This window comes from Streptomyces sp. NEAU-YJ-81 (genome assembly GCF_017592595.1).
Taxonomy (GTDB): Bacteria; Actinomycetota; Actinomycetes; order Streptomycetales; family Streptomycetaceae; genus Streptomyces; species Streptomyces hygroscopicus_B.
In genome coordinates this window covers 570,800-592,314 of sequence record NZ_JAGFNO010000001.1, presented here as the reverse complement: position 1 = coordinate 592,314, position 21,515 = coordinate 570,800, and the positions used below count along the sequence as shown (strand labels likewise).

Below are 21,515 nucleotides of genomic sequence, written 5' to 3'. Positions count from 1 at the left end.
ACGGGGGTACGGGTCACCGCCACGAGCTGATGACCAGTGCGAACAACGCGATGAAGGCCACCCCCACGAAGACCAGGTACTGCGGGAAGAAACGCCGCCAGCGCTGGGTGAGCACGCCGATCAGCGTGAGTACGAGGCCGACGCCGACGATGCGCTGCCCCCGGGCGGCCGTGGAGCGCAGCACCCACTCGCCCGCGGGGACCCCGGCTCGCCCCGCCTCGGCCGCGTACACCTTGTAGGGGATACCGCTGGCGGGCTGGTGCCGTACCGCGCGGGCACCCTCCGACCGGATCTCCTTCTGCGCCGTGGTGTGCATGCGTGTGGTGGTCAGCGGTTGGGGCAGGTCGACGGAGGTCCCGGAGTACAGGGCGAGCGCGACCAGACCTCCGGCGACGCTGGCCCCGGCGGCGCTCGCGGTCAGCCGCAGCCCGGCCCTGGGCGCGGCGACGCACAGCACGGCGAGCGCGAGCTCCGGCAGCAGCGGCCAGCTCAGCGCCTCGGTGAAGGACCAGGCGGCGACCAGGCCCGGGCCCTTCCAGGACACCGCCAGCCGGGCGATCCGGTGCCGGACCCGGCTGTCGCGGGGCCGGCACTCGGCGAGGAGTTCGAGGACCGCCGTGCGGGCGGTGTCGGCGTCGGGGTCCGTCAGCGGCCGCCCGATCCGCACCCGGACGGCGTGCGGACGCAGCCGTCCGCGTTTGGGCAGCAGTTCCGCGGTGCCGGACAGGGCGACAGGCACCACGGGCACACCATGGGAGACGGCCAGGTCGATCGCACCCCGGCGGAACGGGCCCACGCGGCCCTCTCCTCGGGTGCCTTCGGGAAAGACGACAACCGCGTGTCCGGCACGCAGCATGGGGCCGGCGATGTCCTGGAGGTCGGAGTAACCGCCACCGTGGCGGCGTACGGGAAACGCGGCGGCCAGGACCGAACACACCAGGCGGCGCGCACGCTTGAGGAACCAGTAGTCGGCGGCCGCCGCCACCCGGGGAGCACGGGCGACGCTGAGTGCGGCGAGGAGTACTGCCGTGTCCGCGTGCGAGGAGTGGTTGGCCACCACGACGCAACCGCCCTTCGGCAGCTTCCCCTTGACCGTGAGACCACCGGTGAGGAAGAGGACGGTCCGCCAGAACCGCCGGCGCAGCCACGCCGCCACCAGAAGTCGGAACGCGGGCCGGTCCCGCCGCTCGGCGGCCTCCTCCGCTCCGCCGACGACGCGTCGCTCGGGCCGCGTATCGCCCTCCGTATCGCTCCGTACCGCGGATAACGACCCGGTTGCCGCGTTCTTCGTCATGGCATGGCTCCCAACAGCAGAAGGGTCACGAGAAGGGAGTCGATGCGGTCCAGCAGCCCCCCGAACCCGGGCAGCCAACGGCCCGCGTCCTTGACCCCGGCACCTCGTTTGATCATGGATTCGAGCAGGTCGCCCAGTGCGCAACCGCACAGCACGGCAAGCCACCGCAACGGGGTCCAGGCCTCCATGGCCCACAGCGCCACACCGGACAGGGCGGCGGAGCCCACAACTCCGCCCCAGGTCTTGGCCGGTGAGAGGGCGGACAGCGGACGCCCCAGAGGACCGGAGCGGCCCAGCGCGCGCCCGCCGCACCAGCCGCCCACGTCCGCGAAGGCCACGCTGACGCAGATCGCGATGGCGAGGTCCCCCAGGGACACCAGTCCGGTGAGGGCAACGGGCAGCCAGATCAGGCCGAAGGTGGTCCTGGCCGCGCGGCCGGCGCCATGGGCCACGTCCTGGCCCACCAGAGGCGGCAGCGCGGCGGCGCAGAGCAGGACGCCGGCCATGGGCAGCGTGAGCACCCCGGGTCGCAGCCAGGCGATGAGGGGCAGGAGCACCCCGGCGCACAGGAGCACGGCGCCGTCGGCGCGGCGCAGGCCCACCAGGCGCACGTACTCGGCGGAGCCCACCACCGCGAGCCCGGCCGCGAACAGGGCGGCTCCAGGTGTGCCGAAGCCCAGCGTCCCGCAGACGATCACTGCGGTGACGCACCAGGTCCGCCAGCGGCGGCGCAGTTCGACGTTGCGGACGAAGAGAAGGGCGAGGCCGCTCACCGTGAGCGTCCCGGCGAGGAGCGGCACGGCCCGCACCATCTCCGGCGGAAGCGGACCCGCGAAGGGGGTCACAGCCGACCGCTCAGAGGATCGTGATCACGATCCTCGCCGACCCGACCGCTCTCGCCGACACGACCGCCTTCGCCGTCATGACCACCTTCGCCGTCACGGCGGTTGCAGAGCGCCACGACCTGAAACAGCCGCACACCGGCGGTCACTACGGAACCGACCACGATCACCACCGCGGCGGGCGCATACCACCCGGACGCCGCGGCGACCGCGATAACGAGACAGCGCTCGGTCTTCCCCATCGGACCGCCGTTGATTCTCCGCACCCCGGCCGCGGCCCCGGCGATGGAGATCCATGACGGCGCCGAACTGGCCAGCAGCGCACCGAGCACGAGCGAAGGCGATGTGTGCGGCAGAAATCCCAGAATCACCAGGAGATCCGCCGCTCGATCACCAATTTCATTCAGCAGCGAACCCAGGCGGGTCTGTTTCCCGGTTTCCCTGGCAATGGAGCCGTCGAGATTCGCGCAGGCCAACCGAGCCGTCAGAAATACCACAACGGGAACTACGGCCCAGGGAGCGGGCAGCACAGCAAAGGATGCCCCAGCAGCGCCTGCACAGAGTATTCCCGCAATGGTGACCGCATTCGGAGAGACGCCGCTCCGGATCAACCATCGCCGGAGCAGGGTTAATCGGCGGGCGAACCACGGTTTGAGCGCGTACAGCCCATTCATGACGGGACACTAACAAGCAGGTGAACAAAAGGACAGCGCCGATCCCCGAAGCTAGTAAATGCACCAGAGGCGCGTCTTACGACGCTAGTGAATACACCAGAGCCCACGCTTTACAGACATCCTGAACACCCGCTTCTGCATCGGATTTCCCGACCCGCACCGGCCCGATCCCCCGACATATCCCCGAATGGACGGCGGGGTGGGTTCGGTCCGACGACCCGCACTTTTCCCCGAGAACGCCCGCGACGAACCATCCACCCGTCTCCGAGCCCACATCCGGCGACGACCACCGGACGTAAGCCCGAGGCCACTCCCATCGGCCATCAGCCACAGAACCCGTCCGGTTTATCTCGATTCCGCCGGACATTCCCCCTCCCCCGACCGATAAAGTGGCGTGCCCCACAGAGCACGCCGTACGCACCGCCGACCGTGTCAGCGCACCCCTCCAAGTGGGGTAGAGTGTTCCGCGGAGGATTCGCCTAGAGGCCTAGGGCGCACGCTTGGAAAGCGTGTTGGGGGCAACCCCTCACGAGTTCGAATCTCGTATCCTCCGCCAGTGCTCTCACCGGGCACTACGTCGAAGGGCTCCACCGCAAGGTGGGGCCCTTCGACATTGTCCTCAGACCTCGTTGTCCTGGTTTTTGTCCACAGCGGGTGTTTCCGGGGGTCCCCAGATGGCTTCGGCGATCTTCCGGGCGACGTCCTTGAGCATGGCGTCCGGCACATGCAGGTACCGCGCTCGCATGCTCGCGGAGGTGCCTGGCTCCCACCCCATGATCTGATCGATGACCCGGTCCGGGACACCGAGCAGCATGAGCACCGTGGCGGCCGTGTGCCGGGCGTCGTGCAGCCGGGCGTTCCGAACCCCCGCGTCTTCCAGCAGCCGCTTCCAGTCGTGGTAGTCCGTGTTCGGGCTCAGCGGGCCACCCAGTGGCTTGGTGAAGACGTAGTCCGACTCAGCCCACAGATCACCGGCCGCTTTGCGCTCGCGCTCTTGCGTCTCGGCATGCGCACGGAGCATGGCGACCAGCGGGCCCGGCAGAGGCACGGCACGCCGGCCCGCACGTGACTTGGTGTTCTTGGTCTCACGCCGGACCTGCACCTTGCCCGGGCAGTACCCAGCCTTCCGCCCGCACGGCGAGGCGTCCGGGCACCCGTGCTCGTACCTGGGGCGCAGACGGTTCCGGCGCAGCTTGAGGTACTCGTTGCCCAGGTCGACGTCAGACCAGCGCAGTCCGAGCGTCTCGCCCTGCCTCAGTCCGAGCGCCAGCGCCAACATCCAGCGGGCGCTGTTCCGGCGCTTGTTTGCTTCGAGCAGCAGGCACTGGACCTCTTCCACGGAGTAGGGCTCAACCTCTGTTTCGTCCTCTTCCATCCGGGGCGGCTTGGCCAGCGCGGCGGCGTTCTTCGCCGCGTAGCCGCGCCGTACGGCCTCCCCCAGTGCGGTGCGCGCGGTGCGGTGGGCCTGGTGAGCCGTACCGGCTTTGCGCTCCCCGTTCGCCTGCATACGGCGGTACAGGCTTTCGAGGTGCTCGGGCTGCAAACGGTCAAGGCGGTGCCTGCCGACACCGGGCACGAGGTGCACGCGAACGGCGACCTCGTACCCGTCGTACGTGTTCTCGCTGACGGTCGGCTTGGCGATGTTCTCAACCCAGTGCTGAAGCCACTTCTCAACCGTCCACGCCTTGCCCGGCCGTTGTGCCGAACCCGCGTCGCGCTGCTTCTCCAGCTTCTTGACTTCTTCAACAAGGTCATCGCGCGTCTTACGCGTCAGATGTCGACGGTAAGGCTCCCCGTTGTCCTTGTAGCCCATCGGCACACGGGCATGCCAACGGCCGTCCTTCCCGAAGTAGATCGCGGATTCGCCGTTGGCGCGGCGGGTGCCCTTCTTCTTTTTCTCTGCCACAGGCAGGCTCCTGTTTCTTGCTGTCGGGATGGAGACCGGGGCGGCGGGCTGTCCTGTCCGGGAGTGCCGCCGCCCCGGGCGTGGTCAAGCCGCGCGTCGGGTCGCGCGTCGGCGGGCGAGGTACGCGGCCGGCGCGTCTGCGGGGACGCGACGGAGACGGCCGATGTCGATGGACTCCAGCTCTCCGCTGCGGATGAGGGCGAAGCAGGTGGTCCGGCCGATGCGGAGTCGGCGGGCAGCTTCTTCGACGGTAAGGAGAACCAGCGTCGTGTCGTCGTCAGCGGGGGGCGTGACGGTGCCGTGTTCGTCCAAGACTCGCTCCTCTACGACTCAGTTCGTGGGCAGATGCCGGGGGTGCTCGGTGGCCGCGTCTGTCTGTCCGAGGTGCGGATTTCTGCGTCACCTGCGTCATCTGCGTCATTCGCACCTCTGACCTGCTGTTTCCGGGTGACGCAGAACCCTGGGGGTGCGTCACCGGGTGACGAAGACCTGCGTCACCCGGTGACGCAGGTGACACGGGGTGACGCAGGAATCGGCCGTCTGCGTCACCGCTGTTTCACCAGGTCACGCACCGTCTACGGGGTGTGGGTGACGCAGGTGACGCAGCATCTCTCTACTTAGGACAAAGAGGGGTGCTGTCTGTTGTGATGCGCGGCTCAGAGAGTGAAGAAGGAGCCGCTTCGCGGCGCGACCATGCAGGGCGGCGCCGCCGCCGAACAGCAAGAGGAGCACGTGGCGCCGGGTGCTCCTCTTGCTTGTGCGGGCGGTCGTGGTGCCGCGCGTCAGAAAGCGGCTTCCTGCTCGGGCGGGGGCGGTGCGGCGAACGGCCGCGCGATCTCGATGTAGCGGGATGTCTTGGTACGTCCCCAGTCGATGAGGACGCCCCGGGCCGCGAGGGTGGGTTGAAGGCGCTTAAGGCGGTCTGAGAGCACCTTGCCGGTGGTCGGCCACCCTTTGGGAAGGGGACGGAAGTCCTCGCCTGCGTAGAGGCCCGTGAGGCTGTGCAGCCATTCGGCGGACGTCATCCGTTGCTCGGTGCCCGGGTCGATGCCGGCGGCATGCTTGAGCACGGTCTGTGCCAGCAAGTCGCCCTCGATGACGTCGTCGTTGAGGTCGTCCAGGCTTGCCCGGTAGGCGGCGAGCGCTCCCAGACCGGTGGCCGCGTCGAGTTGCGCGCACAAGTGCGCGAAGTCGGCCATGCGCAGGTCGGTCGGGATGTCCACCTCAGCCGCGCGCACCTGCACGGTGAGGTCGAGGAGAGAGCCGAGGATGACGGGCAAAACCTCTGCGAAGTCGGACCACAGTTCCGCCTCGGTGCGCCGGACGCGGGGGCGTTCCAGCCGCAGGGGCAACAGTCGTTCTGCAAGGTCGGGCCGGATGACGCCCACGTCGATGCCGGTCAGGAGCAGGGGGCGGCGGTAGCCGATGCGGAAGACGTCCCCGTCGGTGAACAGGGCGCGTTTGACGTTCTCGGCCCCGGTGACGATGCAGCACATCGCGTCGGATAGCTCCGGGGTCATGTGGGAGAGGTTGTCCAGGGCGGTGACCCAACCGGCTGCCACCGCCGTGATCAGGTTTTCCTCATCCTTCGGCGCCCGTCGCAGGTCCCCGCTCATGCCCTCGATGATCCGCACGAGCATCCGCCCACCGGTGGACTTGCCCGCGCCCTGCGGTCCGGTGAGGAACGGGGCCGGGACGGGCACGGCCGGACCCAGGCAGCCGATGAGCCACGCGATGGCCAGGCACTCGGTCTCCGCGTTGGCGAAGTTGCAAAGCCGCATCAGCAGATCGATGCCCTTGCCGTCGGTGTCCTTCGCCGGCAAGGGCAGCTCCCCCGTGAGCTGAGTACGCCGCCAGCACACCTCACGCGGGTCAGGGGTGCGAATGTCCCAGCCGGTGGGGTGAATGCGTACGGACTGCCCGTCGCTGCGGCCCAGGTCCAGCCACGTCGCCCCGTCGAATCCGGGGGCGACACGGATGTGCACGGGCTGGACGTCCTCGGTCAGCGCCAACGCTTCGATCAGGTCGAGCGCCTCTTTCATAGCGGTGCCGTTGAACACGCCCACTCCGTCACGGAAGAGACCAACCATGAGTTCCTGCCGGTGGCTGCCGGTGGTGCCTTGGGAGCGGATCGGGCGGGCCACGGGGTGGCCGTTCCTCTGCGCGTACACGGTGCCGTCGGCGGTGCGGAAGTACCGGAAGTGGGCTTGGGCGTAGTCGGTGATGATCTCGCGTGCGGGGTTCTTGTCGTCGTCGGCCATGGTCACAGTCCCAACGTGGTGCGGGCGTTGGTCCACGCGTCCATGCAGTGCCGGACGGTCTCGCCCTTGGTCTGCGCGGCGGTGAACAGGCGGTTGACGTGGGTGTCGGTGAGGCAGCCGCACCGGCCGTGCCTGGACAGCACCGCGAGGAACGTCCGGTACACGGTCGCGTGCACCGCACTGCGCGCCTCAGTGATGCGCTGTTCGGCCATCGCGATGCCACGATCCAGGTAGACAGACGTGCGGTGCGGGCACTCCCTGACTCCCGACCCTGCCGGCGCGGTGATGGCGTGCGGCGCCGGTCGGGCCGGGGAAGGCTTTCTCGCCGCAAGCGCGCGCACGGCGTCCGGCAGGTTGACCATGTGGCCGGTGCCGGGCCCGAGGTAGCGGGCGTAGGACATGGACGACTTGAGGTCAATGCCGGGACGCACGGCGTTGCGGGAGGTCATGGCGCCCCGGTAGATCCAATGCTCACCACGCGTCGTCGGCACGGTCCGCGTGGCTGGCAGGGTCTCACGCGCCCACTCGACGGCCGCCGCGTTGTCGAGGTCCACCACGGTCAGACCGGCCCCGCCGGGGTGGTAGGCGACAGTTACAGCCTGCCGCCACGCGGGGGCCCATGCTGGAGAAGCGAGGATGCGGGTGTCAGTGGTGGCGGCAGCCCAGCCGTGACACACGGCAGGGCACCGGCAGGGGCCCGCTTCCTTCATGTTCGGCCGCCCGCCACATGCGCCGGCCGCGCATGCCCGGCAGTTCCCGAACGGCACCTTGCCCATACGGAGAGGCAACACCGGCATACCCGCCGTAGCCAGTTCCAGCGCGGTGCGCAGTGGGGTCTTGCAGTCAGGTGTCATGCTTGAGGTCTCCTGTTCTGCTTCGTCGGGATAGGGAGACCGAGGGCGGCGGGCTGTCCTTGTCCGGGAGTGCCGCCGCCCTCGGGCGCAGCTAGCTGTGGAAGTGGTTGCGCTTAATGACGGCCTTGCGGATGTTGACCGTGGTCCCGCCGCTACGGCCGCTCGCGCTGAAGAGCTGCACAGCCACCCATCCGCCGAAGATGACGGCGGCGAGGACGATGAGTTGGGTGATCAGCGCGGTCAGGGCAGTGATGAACGCGGTCAGCAGAAACAGCCCGCCACAGATGGCGCCGAACCCGATGCCGCCGAGGGCGATGTTGACCGCCGCGCGGGAGACAACCGGCTTGGCCGCGACCGGTTCCGGCTTGGCAGGCTCGATGGCGTAGCCGGTGACGACCCGGCCGTCCGGGAGGACGACGCTCGCCACAGCCGGGATGCTGCCCGGCTGCACGGGCACGACCGGCGCCGTGTGCGCGGGCGAGATCGGGGCGGGGTGGTGGACTTCCACGGCCGCCGGGTGGTGCACGAACGGGTGGTGGTACGTGGTGGGTGCGTTCACGTCCTGGTCTCCCTTCTAGCGGCCGATGTCGGCGAGGGCGCCGGTGATGGTCGTGACGAGCTGGTTGACGTTGTCGCTGGCGCCGGTGTCGGCGAGGTAGAAGCCGAAGAGCGCGACGGCGACGGCCGCGCCGAAGCCGATGGCCTTGGAGCGCAGCAGCAGCGCGACGACGGCGGCGAGCAGCAGAACGAGCGGGATGGTGAGGACCATGGAGCCTCCGAACGGTCAGCGGGTGTCGGCGCGGTAGGTGCGTGCGGCGCGGTTGTAGATCCAGCGGCCGACGCGTATGCGCTTGCCGGTGGCGTGGCAGCGGCGGCAGTCCTTGCCGCGCTTGAGGCGTCCCTTGCGGTCGGTCTTGAAGCCGTGGCCCATGCCGGCGCACTTGCGGCAGTCGCCGAACGGACTGAGCCAGCACTTGACGCTATAACTGAGCGTGACGGTGAGTAGGAAGGCGGTAGCGAGGACAGTAAGGCTCATGAGGGGCCTCTCAGGGCGGGTTTGGTGGGTTTCCGCAGGTGGGCCGCTAGGTGCTAGCAGCCTGATCAGGGGCGGTTTGGGTCGCTAGCAAGGTTGCTACCGGTAGCGACCCCTGCCGCTACCGGTAGCAGTCCGTGAGACCTATCCGGCATCCCTCTTCTTGTTGCGCTCCGTAATCGCGGCGGCGATGTCGTCGCGCTTGATGCCGCGCTTGTTGAGCTGGTCGCCGTCGACGCGGCGGCTGATCTGAACCGTGCCGATGCCGAACGGCTTGAGCGCGTTGGAGAGCGCTTCGGCCTTGGGCTTGGGCTCCAGCTCCTCCCACGCGCTGTAGACCTCGGGGCGCAGGTCGGCGAGGCGATCCACGATCGTCTCGGACCACACCTTGGCCTCACCCTTCCCGAGCACCGCCGCGACGTCATCCAGGATCGTGGCCGACGTCTCCGGGGCCGGGGCCTCGCCGGCCGCGTCGCCGGACAGGGTGCCCTCGGCCTCGCGCAGCGCGGCGGCGCGGGTCAGGATGCGTTCGGCGTCGCGGCCGTCGGCGAGGTAGGTGCGCACGATGCCGGAGTCGTCCGACATGCCCTTGAGCAGGCCGACGCCCTTGTGGGACTTCAGCAGCTTGGACGCGTCCAGACCCTCGCTGTAGGACCCGGCGCCAAGGATGGTGTCCGAGACCTGGTAGGCACCCACCCGCAGCGCGAACCGGGCCTGATGCTGGTCACGCAGCTCCGAGGGGCACGCCTTGTCGTCCGGCTTCTGCGTCGAGGTCATCACCGAGACACCAACCGCCGGGGCGACCCGGGCGAGGTAGACCAGGAGAGACAGGATCTCCTTGCCATGCTCGGGGTGCTGCAAGTACTCCTGCACCTCATCCACCACGAACAGCGTCAGCGGCATGTTCAGCTTCGGATCCCGGCTGATCTCCGGGGTCAGCTTGCCCTCCGGGCAGATGTGCAGCGGCAGTTCCGACAGCCGGTGGTACCGGTCCTCTACGTCCGACTTCAGCTCACGCAGCGAAGTCAGCAGGTGAAGGACCGGGTCGAACCCGTTCTTCGGAACGATGCCGAACCCGATCCGGTGCGCGACCAGCGCGAACTTACGCCAGTCCGGCGACGCCTTCCCGTCGAACACGTACAGCCTGACGTACGGGTCCAACGCGGCGGCGAGCGCGATCGTGCGGGCAGAGAACGTCTTGCCCTGCCGGGGCACAGCCCCGACCAGCAGCGACAGCCACAGCATCGTGGCCATGACCGGGTTGCCCCGCTCATCCACACCCCACGGGAACGGCTTCCAGAAGTCCACCCGCGTCGCCCCCAACAGCGGCGACTTGCCAGACGGGACGGCGAGCGGGTCACGGTCGGCGATCCACATCGACACCCGCCGCCCGCTCGTCTCGTCCTTGTCCAGGAAAAGCTGAGTCGGCGCGATGTCCATACCGGAGGCAAGCCGCGCGTGGGCTTTGACGGCGTCCTCGAACGTCTTGCCGTACGGCAGGTCCACCACCACCCGCCAGCCGTCACCGTCCCGGCCGATCGGCCGCGGGAAAGCGATGGTCTGGTCTTTGGTGGTCAGCCCGGCCGCGTCGTGGGCGCGGATGACGATGTCCGAGGACAGCCGCCGCTTGCGGAAGGTCACCTTGGCCATGTCGATGAGCGGCCGGTCCGCCGGCGCCCCGACCACACCCAGCGTCGTCGTCAGAGCGGCGACGGACAGCAGGAGCAGCCACGACGGGGCCATGACGTACAGAGTGAGCGCGGCGGCGAGGCCGATGAACCCGGCGATCGTCGCGACGATGCCCCGCAGCCTCACGCGGTCGTTGCGCTGCCGGGACAGCTTCAGGTACTCGGCCGCGTCCTCGGACGCCACAGCGGCATGGCGCAGGGACTTGCCTTCCGCGTCGAACACCCACCGGCCGATGGCGGCCGACCACCGCCACGCGCCGCGCGGCGAGTAGACCACGATCTTCGGGGTGTAGACGAGCGGCAGCCGCACCGCGTGGTAGCCGACCACGGCGGAGTAGTGGCGTACGGCCCACTTGCGGACGGCTTTGCGCTGGTCGGGCAGCTTCACCCAGTCCGGCAGTACCGGCATGCGCGCCTTGTCCTTGGCCTCCATCCACTCCGCGACCGAGGGCGGGTAGACCTCGCGGGGCGGGTCGACCGGGGCGCCCTCGGTCACGTCGTCGGCCTCGGGGTCGTCGCTGTCGGGAAGTTCGGCTTCCCACTCCCCCGGCTTGACCTCGTCCTCACCGGGCGCGGGTGCCGGGTCGGTCTTCTTCTTGAGCGGGAACGGCAGCACTTCGGCCGTCCGTTCGTCGGTGCCCTCGGGCTCGTCCGGGGGTGGGAAGGCGGTGGTTTCCGTCACGATGTATCTGCTCCTTCGCGGGAGTCGAAGGGTCCGGCCGGCTTGCTGTGGAAGGTCGGGCGGCCGGACCCGGGATTCGGGGGTGGTTCAGGCAGCGCGCTGTTCCTCGGGATAGGCACAGGTCACGCACACTCCGAGCGTGGGAGGGATGACGTATCCGGCATCCCGACGGCACGCGGGGCAGGTGCGGCGGGCGCGCATCATCGCGGCGTGGGCTCGCCACCGGCCCGGTGTCATCGGCCGGACCGGTTTGGCGAGGTCGACGCGGTACAGGTAGGCGACCAGCGGCGGGCGGCCCCGCCGCCGGGGGCGTTCGAGCTGGGCAGCGACGTCCTGACCGCCGGGGCGCAGGTCGCGGGCCCGAAGTTGGCGGCGGGTGGCGTAGCCGTCCGGGGCGAGGTGCCACCGGAAGACCGGCAGCGTGCTCACGCCGCGCCGCGCCGTCCGGGACGACGACCGGCCACCGACCCGAGCAGGCGCCCGAGACGGGCCCTGCGAGGACCCGACCGGCCGGACCGCTTGGCCGCGTACATGGCCTCATCAGCACGGCGCAGCAGCGCGGACAGGTCCTCGCCCGGGTGGTCGGCGGCCCGTACCCACCCCAGCGACACCGTGGTGTGCACTTCGGATGCAGTATCGACCGGCCGGGCCAGGACGCGGGCGAGGGTGTGCAACCGGTCGGCGGCCATGCCGTCTCGGTCGATGACGACGGCGGCGAATTCGTCCCCACCGAGCCGTCCGACAACCCCGCCGGGGGTGGTGCCGTGGCCGAGGCGGGCAGCGACCGTGGCGAGCAGCACGTCACCGGCCGCGTGGCCGTGGGTGTCGTTGATCTGCTTGAAGTGGTCGACATCCGCCAGCACGACCACGGCACGGGGGTCGCGCAGCAGGCGGCGGGCCCGCCGGGTGAACGCGTCCCGCGTCCACAGCCCGGTGAGCGGGTCACGGCGAGCGGTGGTCAACCGGCTGTGCAGCCACCGGGCGTGGGCCGCCCACCCGAGAGCGGGCACGGCCGGTAAGAGTGCGGTGAGGGTGCTCACGGCGTCACCGCCCCGTTGGCGCGTTCGGCGAGCAGTGCGTCACGCAGCATGCGGGCGTTGGCGGGCGAGGTGCGCAGGGCCCGGCGGATGCCCTCCCCGGTCACCTCAGCGTCCGTCAGGCCGGCCGTCGCCTTGCGTGCTTCCGCCATGAGCTGTTCGGGGGTGCGGCGGGTTCGGGTCGACTTGGCGGCGCCCGGGACACGGCCCGTCGCCCGACGCGGCGCGGTCGACGCGGCCGGGACTGAGCGGGTGGGCTTCGGGGCGATCGGGACGGGCTTCACCGTCGGGACGGCGGCGGGCATCGGCTTCATGCCGACGCCCGACTTGCCGAGATCGACCGGCGCCGGGTTGGGCACCGCGAGCCGCGTCAGGACGACCGTGGGCGTGCTCGATCCGCGCAGGTCAGGGGTAGACCGTTCTCGACTGCTTCCAGTCGATTCCTCCGCATTCGTGACTGCGGCAGGGATCGGGGGTGCGGTGCCGAACATCGAGGCGAGGGCCGCGTCCGCGCCGTCGGTGATCCGGTCACGCTGTACGTCCAGCAGCCTCGATCCGAGCGCAGCGTCCCCGACTCCGACCTTGCGGGCCAGTCGCCACGATGCCCGATCGGACCGCTTCCGCACCCGGTCAACCGGGTGGTGGGCGGCGCGCGCCCGGTGGTAGGCGAGGGCCTGGACGATGTCGGCGGTGTGCCGCTCGTGCTCCGCGTCGCGACCGTCGGTGTGGACGACGATCCGGCGGGCGAGGAACGCCATACCCTCTGCCGAGACGGACATGCCCATCGGGGTCAGGGCATAGACGACGGTCCGGCCAGGATCCGGCGGGGCCATCGCACCCATGACGGCGGCAGCGGCCGGCAGCACCCACAGTCCCGCCCGCACAACGCGCGGCGAGGACTGACCCAGCATGGTCAGCCCCAGCAGCACCAGCGCAAGAACGGCCGTGGCGCCCTCACCGGCACCGAGCGCACCGAGCGCGGTCCCCGTGCCGTAGGCATGCCCGATGTTGCTGTAGGTGCCGATACCGCCGACCACGCCCGTGGCGAGCATGGGCACGAACGCAGCCGTCAGCACACCGATCTGAATCCTGGTCAGGGGCTTGCGGCTCTCGTTCATGCCGCACCTCCCAGGGCGAACACGACCGCCAGGACGAGCAGTGCGCCACCGGCGAACGTCAGGTCGACCGCGCGACGCAGACAGGTGAACTTCGCGACCGCCAGCCGGGACAGCCCCGCTACGTCCGCCGCGAGGTTCTGACCGCTGACCGTGGCGGTGATCTCATCTGCGGTGAGGGTGGCCCACAGCGGGAAGCCGTGCCGCCCGCGCAGGTTCGGACGCACCGACCGCAGCAGCAGGCCCGCCGCCGCGACCAGCAGCGCAACCCCGAGACCGCCCGCAATGGAGGCGGGGACGTTCATCGGCAGGTCGCGGCCCACCGTCCAGGCGCCGGCGAGGACCGCACCGACGAACGCCAGCAGCAACCCCGTCTTGTTGTCGGTCCGGGAGATCTCCGCCTTCACCTCAACGCGTGCGGCGGTCAGGTTCTGCGGGACGTGACTCATGCCGCTTCCCCCGTCCCCGCCCGATGGACGCGAACGGCGCGCAGGAACGGCACCGTACGGGTCAGCGCGTCGGCGTAGAGCGCGTCCCAACCGGCGATCTCGTCACCGGCCTCGCCCATCGCAACCAGGTCGGCGAGCACGTCACGGGCCGCGTCCTCACGGGCCGCACGCTCGCTGTCCGTCTCGAACTCCAGCGGGCCACGGAACAGGTCGACGTCGATGCCGAGCGCCAGTTCCGCGAACTCCGAATCGGTGTGGGCTTCCTGGCCGGCGACAAAAGTGCGCATGCGCATGACAGATCTCCTCTTACGAAAGCGTCGGGAAAGGCGCGGGGCGGTCGGCTGTCCTTGTCCGGGGTGCGACCGCCCCGCGAACGGAGGCAGATAGTGAGGGGTGCGGGGTGGGTGCTAGCTGACCTGGACGTAGCCGCTGGTCACCCGGCGGCGGACGTTCAGGTGAGCCGCGCCGGTGATGCGCGCGCAGCCGGACGTGGCGTTCACCGTGAGACGGCCGGTGGCCTGCGGGGTCGCAGCCATCCGGACGTTGCCGGAGGTGAGGTTCAGCCTCGCGTTGCTACCGCTGTAGGCGCCGATGTCGAGGTTGCCGGAGGTGAGGTTCGCGTCCAGCGGACCAGTCACCTCGCCGACGATGACGCTGCCGCTGGTGATCGTGGCGTCCAAGTCGCCGATGTCCTCAGCGGTCAGGCTGCCAGAGGTGCCGTCGTACTCCAGCCGCGCCAGCGTGCCCGTGACAGCGGTGTCGGCGGTGTGCGTGCTGATCAGCGCCACGGACCCGGCGGGCAGGTGGATTTCGGCGGTGATCGGCGTGACCGCGTCGCCGGCCGGGCCGGTGGCGGTGACCTCGCGGCCGTTGATGAAGACCTTGCCGCCGCCGTGGCCGGTGATGTGGACGTTGCCGCCCACGATCTGTACGCCGTTGCCGCCGGAGAACGTCATGGTGCTGCCGCCCATGCGAATGGTGGTGCTGCCGCTCATGCCGCCGGCCACGTCCGGGACCCGGACCCGGAGGTTCTGCCCGTTGAGACTGGCGGCGGTGTCGCGGATCGCGTCGGCCGACGGCCCCGAGGTGGCCTCGGTCTTCAGCACCACCCGCGCCTGCTTCAGCGTGGAGTCGACGGCGACGCGGATGCTGCCGGCGTTCATCGTCAGATCCAAGGCGATCGGGCCGAAGGCGTCCACGGGGATGATGCGCTCGGTCATGGAAGAACTCCTGACTGCGTCGGGATGGGAGACCAGGCGCGGCGGGCCGTCCTGTCCGGGAGTGCCGCCATGCCGGGGATGAGAGCCAACGCCCCGCAATCGGCGGGGCGTTGATCAGAGGTGGTGCGCTATCTCCTTCGGGAACACGGGCTCCCGTTTCAGGCGTATGGAGACGTGACCTTTCGGTCTAAGCCCTCCGGTTGACCAGGGATCCGGGTCCCTCGGCCCGCTCTGTCCCGGGCCCCTTGTCGTGCGCTCGATCGCATCGCCGAAGCGATCCGAACAAGAGGCACATGTATTACGTGTTCCTCATCTTGCAGAGGGGAGTTCGCCCCGTCAAGCCCTTCGGCTGTTGGAGTTCGCGCACCCCTCGCGCTCGATGTACCTACAGAGTGGCGCCGGCTACGGCGACGCTCGACTTCGCACCTGTACGACTCAGGTCGTTCTTAGCTAGCGTGAAGTCGTACCAAGTCGTACCGAGCGAGGGGAGGTTGGCCGTGGCGAACGAGCGACTGCGCGGCGCGATAGTCGACCTGGGCCTGACCCTGGATGAGGTCGCCGAACGTCTGGGCGTCGCGGCCAAGACGGTCGAACGCTGGATCAACGACCCGGAGCGCAAGCCGTATCGCCGCTTTCAGTACGCAACCGCCTCACTTCTGAAGTGCGAAGTCTCGTACCTCTGGCCGGACGAACAGACGTCGGCCGAAGTGACCGCCACCGGCAACGCGGAGCTGGTCAGGCTATATCCACACCGGTCCGTCGTGATGCAGACCCTTTGGACGAACCTGTACTCCAAGGCGACCCGACAGTTTGACCTACTGGTGTACTCGGGGTTCTGGCTCACCGAGGACGCGACGTTTCACCGCATCGTGAAGGAGAAGGCGGCTGCCGGAGTGCCCATCCGCTTCATGCTGGGAGAACCCGATTCACCAGCCGTGGCCGTGAGGGGCGAGGACGAAGGGATCGGTACCGCGATGGCGGGCAAGATTCGAAACGCCCTCATCAACTACGGCCCGCTCTTCGGTCTACCTGGTGTCGAGTTCCGCTTGCACGACACCACGCTCTACAACTCGATCTACCGGGCCGATGACGAGATGCTGGCGAACGGCCACCTCTACGGGGTCGGCGCCTACATGGCTCCCGTGCTCCACCTGCGACGCGTCCCCGGCGGGGAGCTCTTCGACGCCTACGCTGAGAGCGTTGAAAAGGTGTGGCAGTCGGCCCGTCCGATCTCGTCACCTACCGATTGGGAAGGCGCGCGCTGATGCCCCGGATTGACCACTTCCGCGACCCGAACGCCCCTAAAGCCAACTCCGTGGTCCCCTCGGTCACGGCGGTCGTCCGGGACGACGCGGGGCGACTGTTGCTCATCCACAAGACCGACAACGACCTTTGGGCCCTGCCCGGTGGTGGCCACGACATCGGCGAGCGCATCGCGGACACGGCCGTTCGCGAGGTGCGGGAAGAGACCGGTATCGACGTTGAGGTGGACAACATCGTCGGGCTCTACACCGACCCCGAGCACGTGTTGGCGTACGACGACGGCGAGGTCCGGCAACAGTTCTCCATCTGCTTCCGGGCCCATATGGTCGGCGGTTCCCTGCGCACAAGCAGTGAATCGAAAGAGGTCCGCTGGATTGATCCAACGGACCTTGACGGGCTGGACATCCACCCTTCGATGATGCTGCGGATCCGGCACGGCCTCGATGGCACGCGGCGAGAGCCCTACATCGGCTGACCGCCAACGGACACGTCCGCCATCCGGTCGCCCACGCGCTTCGACGCTGCATGGATCTCGGGGGCCGCACGCTGGATGAACCGCCCGACGATCGTGTCTGGACCGTATCGCTGCACGATCTCATCCAGCCGCTCAGTCGGCGTTGTCTGCGTCCCGTCCGGTGTCGTCGTCATGTCGCAGTAAACAAGGGCGTCGACCAGGTCGGGACGCTCTAGCTCGAACTCACTCTCAAGTTCCTGACGAAGTCCGCGTTCCTCCGCTTCCAGCAAGGCACAGGAGTGATGCGCAACGAGACGAACAACCCGTTCGTCCGCACCTTCCTGATCCCTGAGGAACCGCGCGCCGTCCAACGGGTGGAAACCTGTGGCAGCGATGGCCGGCGAGTAGCCGATGTCATGCAGCACCGCCGCCGCTTCCAACAGTTGCGCGTCACCCGCCAGGATCGGGCTCAGGGAGCGAGCGCGCTTGGCGACCCCGAGTGAGTGCGACCACCGTCGCGGAAGCGGCTCGGAAAGCAGCGATTCAGAGAGCGTGTACGCCCACTCAGTCAGTCCCATGGCGGCCAAGACTACGGGCGGGCGGTGGAAGCCGGGAGGGCGCGCACGGTCCGCCCCTTGCCGTGCACGGTGGCGAGCAAGCCGTTTCCCTCCATCTGGGCAAGAACACGGCGAACAGCAGTCCGGGACGCTCCGAACCGCTCACACAGCTTCGCTTCAGACGGGTACGTGTCCCCTACTGAGAGTGAGTCCTCTTGGATCACGTCTGTCATGCGCTCCGCGAGCGACCGCCGGTCACCTCCCCGGATCACGCGCCACCCGATCCCGGGGGCGGACTCGACAACCCCGTCAGCTTCGAGAACCTTGAGCGCGCGGCGGATCGTGTTCCGGGAGACGCTGTGCGAGTCCATCAGGTCGGCCTCTGACGGCAAGATGCCGCCAGCCTGCCCCGCCTGAATCTCGTTTCGCAGCGTCTCCGCAATGATCAGGTAGGTTCCGCGCGGACTGGCCTCCGACACTTTGGCTCCTCTCATGACGCACCCGTCGCTCGCTGCCAAGGATCCCACGCGTGGGTCAGCGCGGAAATCTGACTCTTCCGAGCCAAATGAGAAACGTCTATCTATTCACTCGCCATTCGAGAGCTCGCGCAACTTATCGAACTCGCGTTGAGCCGATTTAGCCGCTATCTGCAGTGCATGCATCAGGAAAGCCGCATCATAGCTTTCCGTGACTACGGAAAGAATGCGAAGTGCGGCAACGCCGCATCTTGTCACCATGATGGTCGTGTTATGCATCACAGCGGCCAGTTCACCAGCCGGCACATCTTCAGCCCCCGAGATAAAAGGGTCGGGCATTTTATCAAAATCAAGACGCCTCATAACAGAGCTAGGACCAGCATGGACAGAGTGGTTCGCGTGACGATACCAAGAACGTAATTCACTCATGCCAACTAGGGAGTCGATTTCGGCAAACGTAACCCCGCCTCGCCTGCCCGGGAAGAGCGGAAGTGCCCATCCATACGGTTTGAAGAAATCTGCACCCCAGCGACGTCTGGCACTTTCCTCCATGGCTTGCAAGTCGACGTCATCGACGCTGTCACCAGCCAGGTCTTTCTTGTCTTCCACTATCGACCAAGCGCTATATCTTTCTGCGACCTCCGTCGCCATGGGAGGCTCCGCCTCCTCCAGTGCGCCCATAATTACCGAGGTCTCATGCAAGCTGCGCATCCGCGATCTCATGCCATCTGAGTAACCATGCCTGGCCAATAGGAGGATTTCCGCCGCGATAGCGCACACCCGAGAAAGCATGGCGAGGAAGAGGAAACACTTGAGTCCCTTTCCACCCACGGCATCGGTGTCGAGCAACCTTTCTGCCATGAGGGATTCATCAGCATAGTACCAGTCGAAAACCACCTCCCCCACCTCGTGCAACAATTCATCCGTGACCGCCAACATGTTTTCTAATTCCCTGAAGCCTGGACGCCAGCGAGCACTAATGGTGCGCTCAATACGCCTGGCACGATTATAGCGCTCCATACTCCTTTCGCGAGCGCCCGAATCAAACGCCTCAATCAAATCAAGACGTAACACTCTCGCTTCATCTGCGGTTTCATAAAAAGCTTCTTCGAGGGCTTCATTTCTGAGCTCGACAGAAAATTCGGCGCCTTGCGCTTTCGCTTCCTTTATGCGCGCATTGATGCGCTCAGCCACCTTCTGAAGGAAAATAGAGTCACTGGCATGCACGATTTGATCCCCATTCACGAGAAAGAACCTTCGACTATAGGGCCGAGGTGTCTCTTGCGCCACCAGTTTTTAGCACTCCTGTGACGTCGCCACACGGCGTTTCACCGCAGTGTGTGATCACCGGTCCGTTCCGTTCGGCACCGTTCGTTGTCCTGGTTTTTGTCCAGTACACCGACGGCCGCCACCGTTCACCGCCGTACACGCACCCCGTCTGACCTGCCCCGCGAACCCCCACGAACGCCCCCGGACAGCCACGCGGACAGTTGGAAAGCGTGTTGGGGGCAACCCCTCACGAGTTCGAATCTCGTATCCTCCGCCAGTGCCTCACCGGGCACGATGTCGAAGGGCCCCACCGCTCGCGGTGGGGCCCTTCGACATTGCCCGTCTCAGCCGAGGTCCGCGGCGCCTGAGCGCAGCGCCTCGGCAATGGCCTGGCCAGTCTCACGAGCCGTAAGGTACGGGCGTACGTCATGCGCCTCGGCACCGTTGTGGACCCGAAGATCACGGATACGGTGTCCGAACGATGGGGCCAGCTCTTTTGCCAGCGCGACCACGTCACCCGCGTCAGCGATATTGGTCCAGCGCTTCACTGGAGCGGGCCAGCGGGCGCGGCCGTTGACAGGTCGGGGCGTGAGGCGGTCGAAGATGAGATTGCGTAGCTGCTCCGACTCGAACTCCACACCGCGCGAGCGTGGTCCGAAATGCTCGGTGAGGTCCCGCGCGGCCACCCGGCGCTGCACTTCGAGGTCGGTACCGAGGGGCGGCAGTTCTTCCTCGTATCCGATGTTCGGCAGGAAGGGTGCCAGCCCTGTGACGAGACCACTGGCCAACTCGGCTCGCTGACCGCGTCCGTCACCCTCGAAGCGCTCGTTGACCGCCTTCACCAATTCGGTGAGGTCAAGGTACTGCTGCCGCTGGCCGGTACGCCCCGTCGTCGTCTCCACCGCTTCGCCCAGGGCGGCCACGAACGCACCATCCTCGGCAATGTCCTTGCGGCGGGCAGAGGCGAGGAACCACAGCCCCGTCGAATCGGCGTGCGCGTTGCGGTACGCGATCGTTCGCAGCGCGACCGCAGACGCCTCCGCGCCGCCCGCGCTGCCAGCGCACGTGTCGAGAATCAGCAGAAGATGCCGCAGGTTGCCCCTGCAGAGGATGCGCACCAAGTCCTCGGTGGCCAGCGCCGTAGTCGCGAGGTCCTCATCGCGCGAATCCCAGCAAAGCAGATAGTGCCGATCGCGCTCCTCCACCGAACCGTGGCCCGCAAAGTACACAACCACCACGTCATCACTGGTCAGGGCAGTGTCCTCCGACCAGTGCGACAGCTTCTGGCGGATCTGCTCAGCCCCGTCGTACTCCCCGAGCCCGGACAGCACCGACTCGTACCCGAAGGCAGCAAAGAGCTCTGTCATCGCGCGAACGTCGGTGGGCACGGACCGCAGTTGTTCGTCCTCGGGAAGATGACGGTACCGACCGCTCCCCAGCGCTATGAAGTATCGCCGACTCACTCAACCGCCCCACTGCCAAGTGCTACCGAACCTGCGAAGACTGTAGCGACACGATCACTTACCGCACCATGTGAGCAGAAGATTGGCGAGACGTATCGGCTCCGCGCACCCGATCGACCTCCATGCGGAGCGGCCAGGCAACTCACTACGTCCGTCCGTAGCACCTTCGGTCAGGCGATTTTGGGCGCTCTGGAGGGTCGTCGACCGCAGTGCGATGTCGACTCTGGACCGAGATAGCCCCCTTCTCCGAGGTTGCAGTTCTGGTTGCATTCACTTCCGTTCAGCACTGTCCGGAGTCGGCTGGGTTGGATGCTCTGCCGCGGGTCAGGACGTTCCCGTAGCCCCCGATCCCCCGGACGAACAGTTGGAAAGCGTGTTGAGGGCAACCCCTCACGAGTTCGAATCTCGTATGCTCCGCCTCCGCCCGCCAGGGCGAACGAAGGGCTCCGCTGGTCACCAGCGGAGCCCTTCGTCATGCCGCTCAGCCTTCGTTGTCCTGGTTTTGTCCACCGGGGCGCGTCCGGGGCCCGATGGCACGGGCATCTCCCCGATCGGCGGCGGAGAGTCGGTGCGCCTCAAGCCTCCGTCCATCGGGGCGGTGTGGGGCGAGCCGCGCTCCTCTTTTGTGCTCGTGAACGAGAGGACCTCGGCCGTTACGTCCGATTCCCGTGGCCGCGTCGGCGCTGCGCCTTGGCGAGCTTGCCTGCGATGGGGGCCAGTAGTAGGGGATGAAGACGGCGATCACGGCCATGCCGAGTGGGGGAAGCAGGAGGCCGAGCAGGGTTCCGGTGGCGAGCCAGGCGAGGGCTAGTCGGAAGCGGCGGCTGATGGCTGCGACGCCGGCCGAGTCGAGGGTGGTGGCGATCAGGCGATGGTCATTACGGGCGTACCACCAGATGACGTTGAACAGGAGGTCCATGAGCCAGAAGGCGGTGCTGTGGAGGACGACGGCGGTGCGCTAGCCGTTGTCCGTCGCGG

At 67.8% G+C, this 21,515-nt stretch carries 24 protein-coding genes and 1 tRNA gene; 3 read left to right on the top strand and 22 right to left on the bottom strand.

Going from position 1 to position 21,515, the window contains the following annotated elements; translation table 11 throughout:
• Positions 1 to 13: 13 nt before the first annotated feature.
• From J5X86_RS02685 to J5X86_RS02675, 3 genes are read right to left on the bottom strand one after another with little or no spacing between them, the layout of a single operon-like run.
• Positions 14 to 1,294, bottom strand: a complete 1,281-nt coding sequence (locus tag J5X86_RS02685) for a lysophospholipid acyltransferase family protein (RefSeq protein ID WP_208515184.1) — start codon at positions 1,292 to 1,294, stop codon at positions 14 to 16.
• Entirely contained in the window at positions 1,291 to 2,139 is an 849-nt protein-coding gene (locus J5X86_RS02680; protein WP_308124424.1) for a phosphatidate cytidylyltransferase, read from the bottom strand. The genes J5X86_RS02685 and J5X86_RS02680 overlap by 4 nt, the downstream gene beginning before the upstream one ends.
• Entirely contained in the window at positions 2,136 to 2,810 is a 675-nt protein-coding gene (locus tag J5X86_RS02675) for a CDP-alcohol phosphatidyltransferase family protein (protein WP_208515183.1), read from the bottom strand. The genes J5X86_RS02680 and J5X86_RS02675 overlap by 4 nt, the downstream gene beginning before the upstream one ends.
• A 468-nt stretch (positions 2,811 to 3,278) precedes the next feature.
• Here J5X86_RS02675 and J5X86_RS02670 point away from each other — a divergent pair.
• Positions 3,279 to 3,366 (top strand) — tRNA-Ser (locus tag J5X86_RS02670).
• Between the two features lie 63 nt (positions 3,367 to 3,429).
• Here J5X86_RS02670 and J5X86_RS02665 read toward each other — a convergent pair.
• The 14 genes from J5X86_RS02665 to J5X86_RS02600 all read right to left on the bottom strand — a co-directional run bounded on the left by J5X86_RS02665 (position 3,430) and on the right by J5X86_RS02600 (position 15,055).
• Complete coding sequence (locus J5X86_RS02665) at positions 3,430 to 4,716, bottom strand: site-specific integrase (RefSeq protein WP_208515182.1); 1,287 nt, start codon at positions 4,714 to 4,716, stop codon at positions 3,430 to 3,432.
• Positions 4,717 to 4,800: 84 nt separating this feature from the next.
• Positions 4,801 to 5,028, bottom strand: coding sequence for a helix-turn-helix domain-containing protein (locus J5X86_RS02660; RefSeq protein ID WP_208515181.1), 228 nt, complete (start codon positions 5,026 to 5,028; stop codon positions 4,801 to 4,803).
• A gap of 470 nt (positions 5,029 to 5,498) precedes the next feature.
• Positions 5,499 to 6,977 carry an ATP-binding protein gene (locus J5X86_RS02655; RefSeq protein WP_208515640.1) on the bottom strand — a complete coding sequence of 493 codons (1,479 nt, stop codon included), beginning with the start codon at positions 6,975 to 6,977 and terminating at the stop codon, positions 5,499 to 5,501.
• 2 nt (positions 6,978 to 6,979) lie between these two features.
• Positions 6,980 to 7,831 (bottom strand): bifunctional DNA primase/polymerase, encoded by an 852-nt coding sequence (locus J5X86_RS02650; RefSeq protein ID WP_208515180.1) that lies wholly within the window; start codon positions 7,829 to 7,831, stop codon positions 6,980 to 6,982.
• A 91-nt stretch (positions 7,832 to 7,922) separates the two neighbouring features.
• Positions 7,923 to 8,390 (bottom strand): hypothetical protein, encoded by a 468-nt coding sequence (locus tag J5X86_RS02645; RefSeq protein ID WP_208515179.1) that lies wholly within the window; start codon positions 8,388 to 8,390, stop codon positions 7,923 to 7,925.
• Positions 8,391 to 8,405: 15 nt separating this feature from the next.
• On the bottom strand, positions 8,406 to 8,600 hold the full coding sequence (locus J5X86_RS02640) for a hypothetical protein (RefSeq protein WP_208515178.1): 195 nt from the start codon (positions 8,598 to 8,600) through the stop codon (positions 8,406 to 8,408).
• A 15-nt stretch (positions 8,601 to 8,615) separates the two neighbouring features.
• Positions 8,616 to 8,867: a hypothetical protein gene (locus J5X86_RS02635; RefSeq protein ID WP_208515177.1), complete on the bottom strand. Its 252-nt coding sequence runs from the start codon at positions 8,865 to 8,867 to the stop codon at positions 8,616 to 8,618.
• 141 nt (positions 8,868 to 9,008) lie between these two features.
• A complete protein-coding gene (locus tag J5X86_RS02630) occupies positions 9,009 to 11,234 on the bottom strand; it encodes a cell division protein FtsK (protein WP_208515176.1) in 2,226 nt (741 codons plus the stop codon).
• 87 nt (positions 11,235 to 11,321) lie between these two features.
• Positions 11,322 to 11,663 (bottom strand): RRQRL motif-containing zinc-binding protein, encoded by a 342-nt coding sequence (locus J5X86_RS02625; protein WP_208515175.1) that lies wholly within the window; start codon positions 11,661 to 11,663, stop codon positions 11,322 to 11,324.
• Entirely contained in the window at positions 11,660 to 12,274 is a 615-nt protein-coding gene (locus J5X86_RS02620; protein ID WP_208515174.1) for a GGDEF domain-containing protein, read from the bottom strand. Before J5X86_RS02620 ends, J5X86_RS02625 begins: the two co-directional genes overlap by 4 nt.
• Complete coding sequence (locus tag J5X86_RS02615) at positions 12,271 to 13,389, bottom strand: conjugal transfer protein (RefSeq protein ID WP_208515173.1); 1,119 nt, start codon at positions 13,387 to 13,389, stop codon at positions 12,271 to 12,273. Before J5X86_RS02615 ends, J5X86_RS02620 begins: the two co-directional genes overlap by 4 nt.
• On the bottom strand, positions 13,386 to 13,835 hold the full coding sequence (locus tag J5X86_RS02610; protein ID WP_208515172.1) for a Pycsar system effector family protein: 450 nt from the start codon (positions 13,833 to 13,835) through the stop codon (positions 13,386 to 13,388). The genes J5X86_RS02615 and J5X86_RS02610 overlap by 4 nt, the downstream gene beginning before the upstream one ends.
• Positions 13,832 to 14,122 (bottom strand): hypothetical protein, encoded by a 291-nt coding sequence (locus J5X86_RS02605; RefSeq protein ID WP_208515639.1) that lies wholly within the window; start codon positions 14,120 to 14,122, stop codon positions 13,832 to 13,834. The genes J5X86_RS02610 and J5X86_RS02605 overlap by 4 nt, the downstream gene beginning before the upstream one ends.
• Positions 14,123 to 14,242: 120 nt before the next feature.
• Complete coding sequence (locus J5X86_RS02600) at positions 14,243 to 15,055, bottom strand: DUF4097 family beta strand repeat-containing protein (RefSeq protein ID WP_208515171.1); 813 nt, start codon at positions 15,053 to 15,055, stop codon at positions 14,243 to 14,245.
• Between the two features lie 497 nt (positions 15,056 to 15,552).
• Here J5X86_RS02600 and J5X86_RS02595 point away from each other — a divergent pair, with 497 nt between their 5' ends.
• Both J5X86_RS02595 and J5X86_RS02590 read left to right on the top strand, forming a co-directional pair.
• Entirely contained in the window at positions 15,553 to 16,320 is a 768-nt protein-coding gene (locus tag J5X86_RS02595) for a helix-turn-helix domain-containing protein (protein ID WP_208515170.1), read from the top strand.
• Positions 16,320 to 16,793, top strand: a complete 474-nt coding sequence (locus tag J5X86_RS02590; RefSeq protein WP_208515169.1) for an NUDIX domain-containing protein — start codon at positions 16,320 to 16,322, stop codon at positions 16,791 to 16,793. Before J5X86_RS02595 ends, J5X86_RS02590 begins: the two co-directional genes overlap by 1 nt.
• On the opposite strand, the gene J5X86_RS02585 is transcribed toward J5X86_RS02590, so the two are convergent.
• From J5X86_RS02585 to J5X86_RS02565, 5 genes are all read right to left on the bottom strand, one after another.
• Positions 16,781 to 17,350, bottom strand: a complete 570-nt coding sequence (locus J5X86_RS02585; protein ID WP_208515168.1) for an HD domain-containing protein — start codon at positions 17,348 to 17,350, stop codon at positions 16,781 to 16,783. The genes J5X86_RS02590 and J5X86_RS02585 overlap by 13 nt on opposite strands.
• A gap of 11 nt (positions 17,351 to 17,361) precedes the next feature.
• On the bottom strand, positions 17,362 to 17,808 hold the full coding sequence (locus J5X86_RS02580) for a GntR family transcriptional regulator (protein ID WP_208515167.1): 447 nt from the start codon (positions 17,806 to 17,808) through the stop codon (positions 17,362 to 17,364).
• Between the two features lie 105 nt (positions 17,809 to 17,913).
• Complete coding sequence (locus tag J5X86_RS52385) at positions 17,914 to 18,999, bottom strand: DUF5677 domain-containing protein (RefSeq protein ID WP_208515166.1); 1,086 nt, start codon at positions 18,997 to 18,999, stop codon at positions 17,914 to 17,916.
• Positions 19,000 to 19,418: 419 nt separating this feature from the next.
• Positions 19,419 to 20,537 (bottom strand): caspase domain-containing protein, encoded by a 1,119-nt coding sequence (locus J5X86_RS02570; protein ID WP_208515165.1) that lies wholly within the window; start codon positions 20,535 to 20,537, stop codon positions 19,419 to 19,421.
• A 481-nt stretch (positions 20,538 to 21,018) separates the two neighbouring features.
• Positions 21,019 to 21,456, bottom strand: a complete 438-nt coding sequence (locus tag J5X86_RS02565) for a hypothetical protein (RefSeq protein WP_208515689.1) — start codon at positions 21,454 to 21,456, stop codon at positions 21,019 to 21,021.
• Positions 21,457 to 21,515: the final 59 nt, after the last annotated feature.

What these genes read in the sequence shown, in the direction of transcription:
- J5X86_RS02565 (WP_208515689.1), bottom strand. Translation starts at nt 21,456, where the DNA reads ATGGACCTCCTGTTCAACGTCATCTGGTGGTACGCCCGTAATGACCAT.
- J5X86_RS02655 (WP_208515640.1), bottom strand. Translation starts at nt 6,977, where the DNA reads ATGGCCGACGACGACAAGAACCCCGCACGCGAGATCATCACCGACTAC.
- J5X86_RS02640 (WP_208515178.1), bottom strand. Translation starts at nt 8,600, where the DNA reads ATGGTCCTCACCATCCCGCTCGTTCTGCTGCTCGCCGCCGTCGTCGCG.
- J5X86_RS02685 (WP_208515184.1), bottom strand. Translation starts at nt 1,294, where the DNA reads ATGACGAAGAACGCGGCAACCGGGTCGTTATCCGCGGTACGGAGCGAT.
- J5X86_RS02650 (WP_208515180.1), bottom strand. Translation starts at nt 7,831, where the DNA reads ATGACACCTGACTGCAAGACCCCACTGCGCACCGCGCTGGAACTGGCT.
- J5X86_RS02585 (WP_208515168.1), bottom strand. Translation starts at nt 17,350, where the DNA reads ATGGGACTGACTGAGTGGGCGTACACGCTCTCTGAATCGCTGCTTTCC.
- J5X86_RS02610 (WP_208515172.1), bottom strand. Translation starts at nt 13,835, where the DNA reads ATGAGTCACGTCCCGCAGAACCTGACCGCCGCACGCGTTGAGGTGAAG.
- J5X86_RS02635 (WP_208515177.1), bottom strand. Translation starts at nt 8,867, where the DNA reads ATGAGCCTTACTGTCCTCGCTACCGCCTTCCTACTCACCGTCACGCTC.
- J5X86_RS02590 (WP_208515169.1), top strand. Translation starts at nt 16,320, where the DNA reads ATGCCCCGGATTGACCACTTCCGCGACCCGAACGCCCCTAAAGCCAAC.
- J5X86_RS02675 (WP_208515183.1), bottom strand. Translation starts at nt 2,810, where the DNA reads ATGAATGGGCTGTACGCGCTCAAACCGTGGTTCGCCCGCCGATTAACC.
- J5X86_RS02615 (WP_208515173.1), bottom strand. Translation starts at nt 13,389, where the DNA reads ATGAACGAGAGCCGCAAGCCCCTGACCAGGATTCAGATCGGTGTGCTG.
- J5X86_RS02605 (WP_208515639.1), bottom strand. Translation starts at nt 14,122, where the DNA reads ATGCGCACTTTTGTCGCCGGCCAGGAAGCCCACACCGATTCGGAGTTC.
- J5X86_RS02600 (WP_208515171.1), bottom strand. Translation starts at nt 15,055, where the DNA reads ATGACCGAGCGCATCATCCCCGTGGACGCCTTCGGCCCGATCGCCTTG.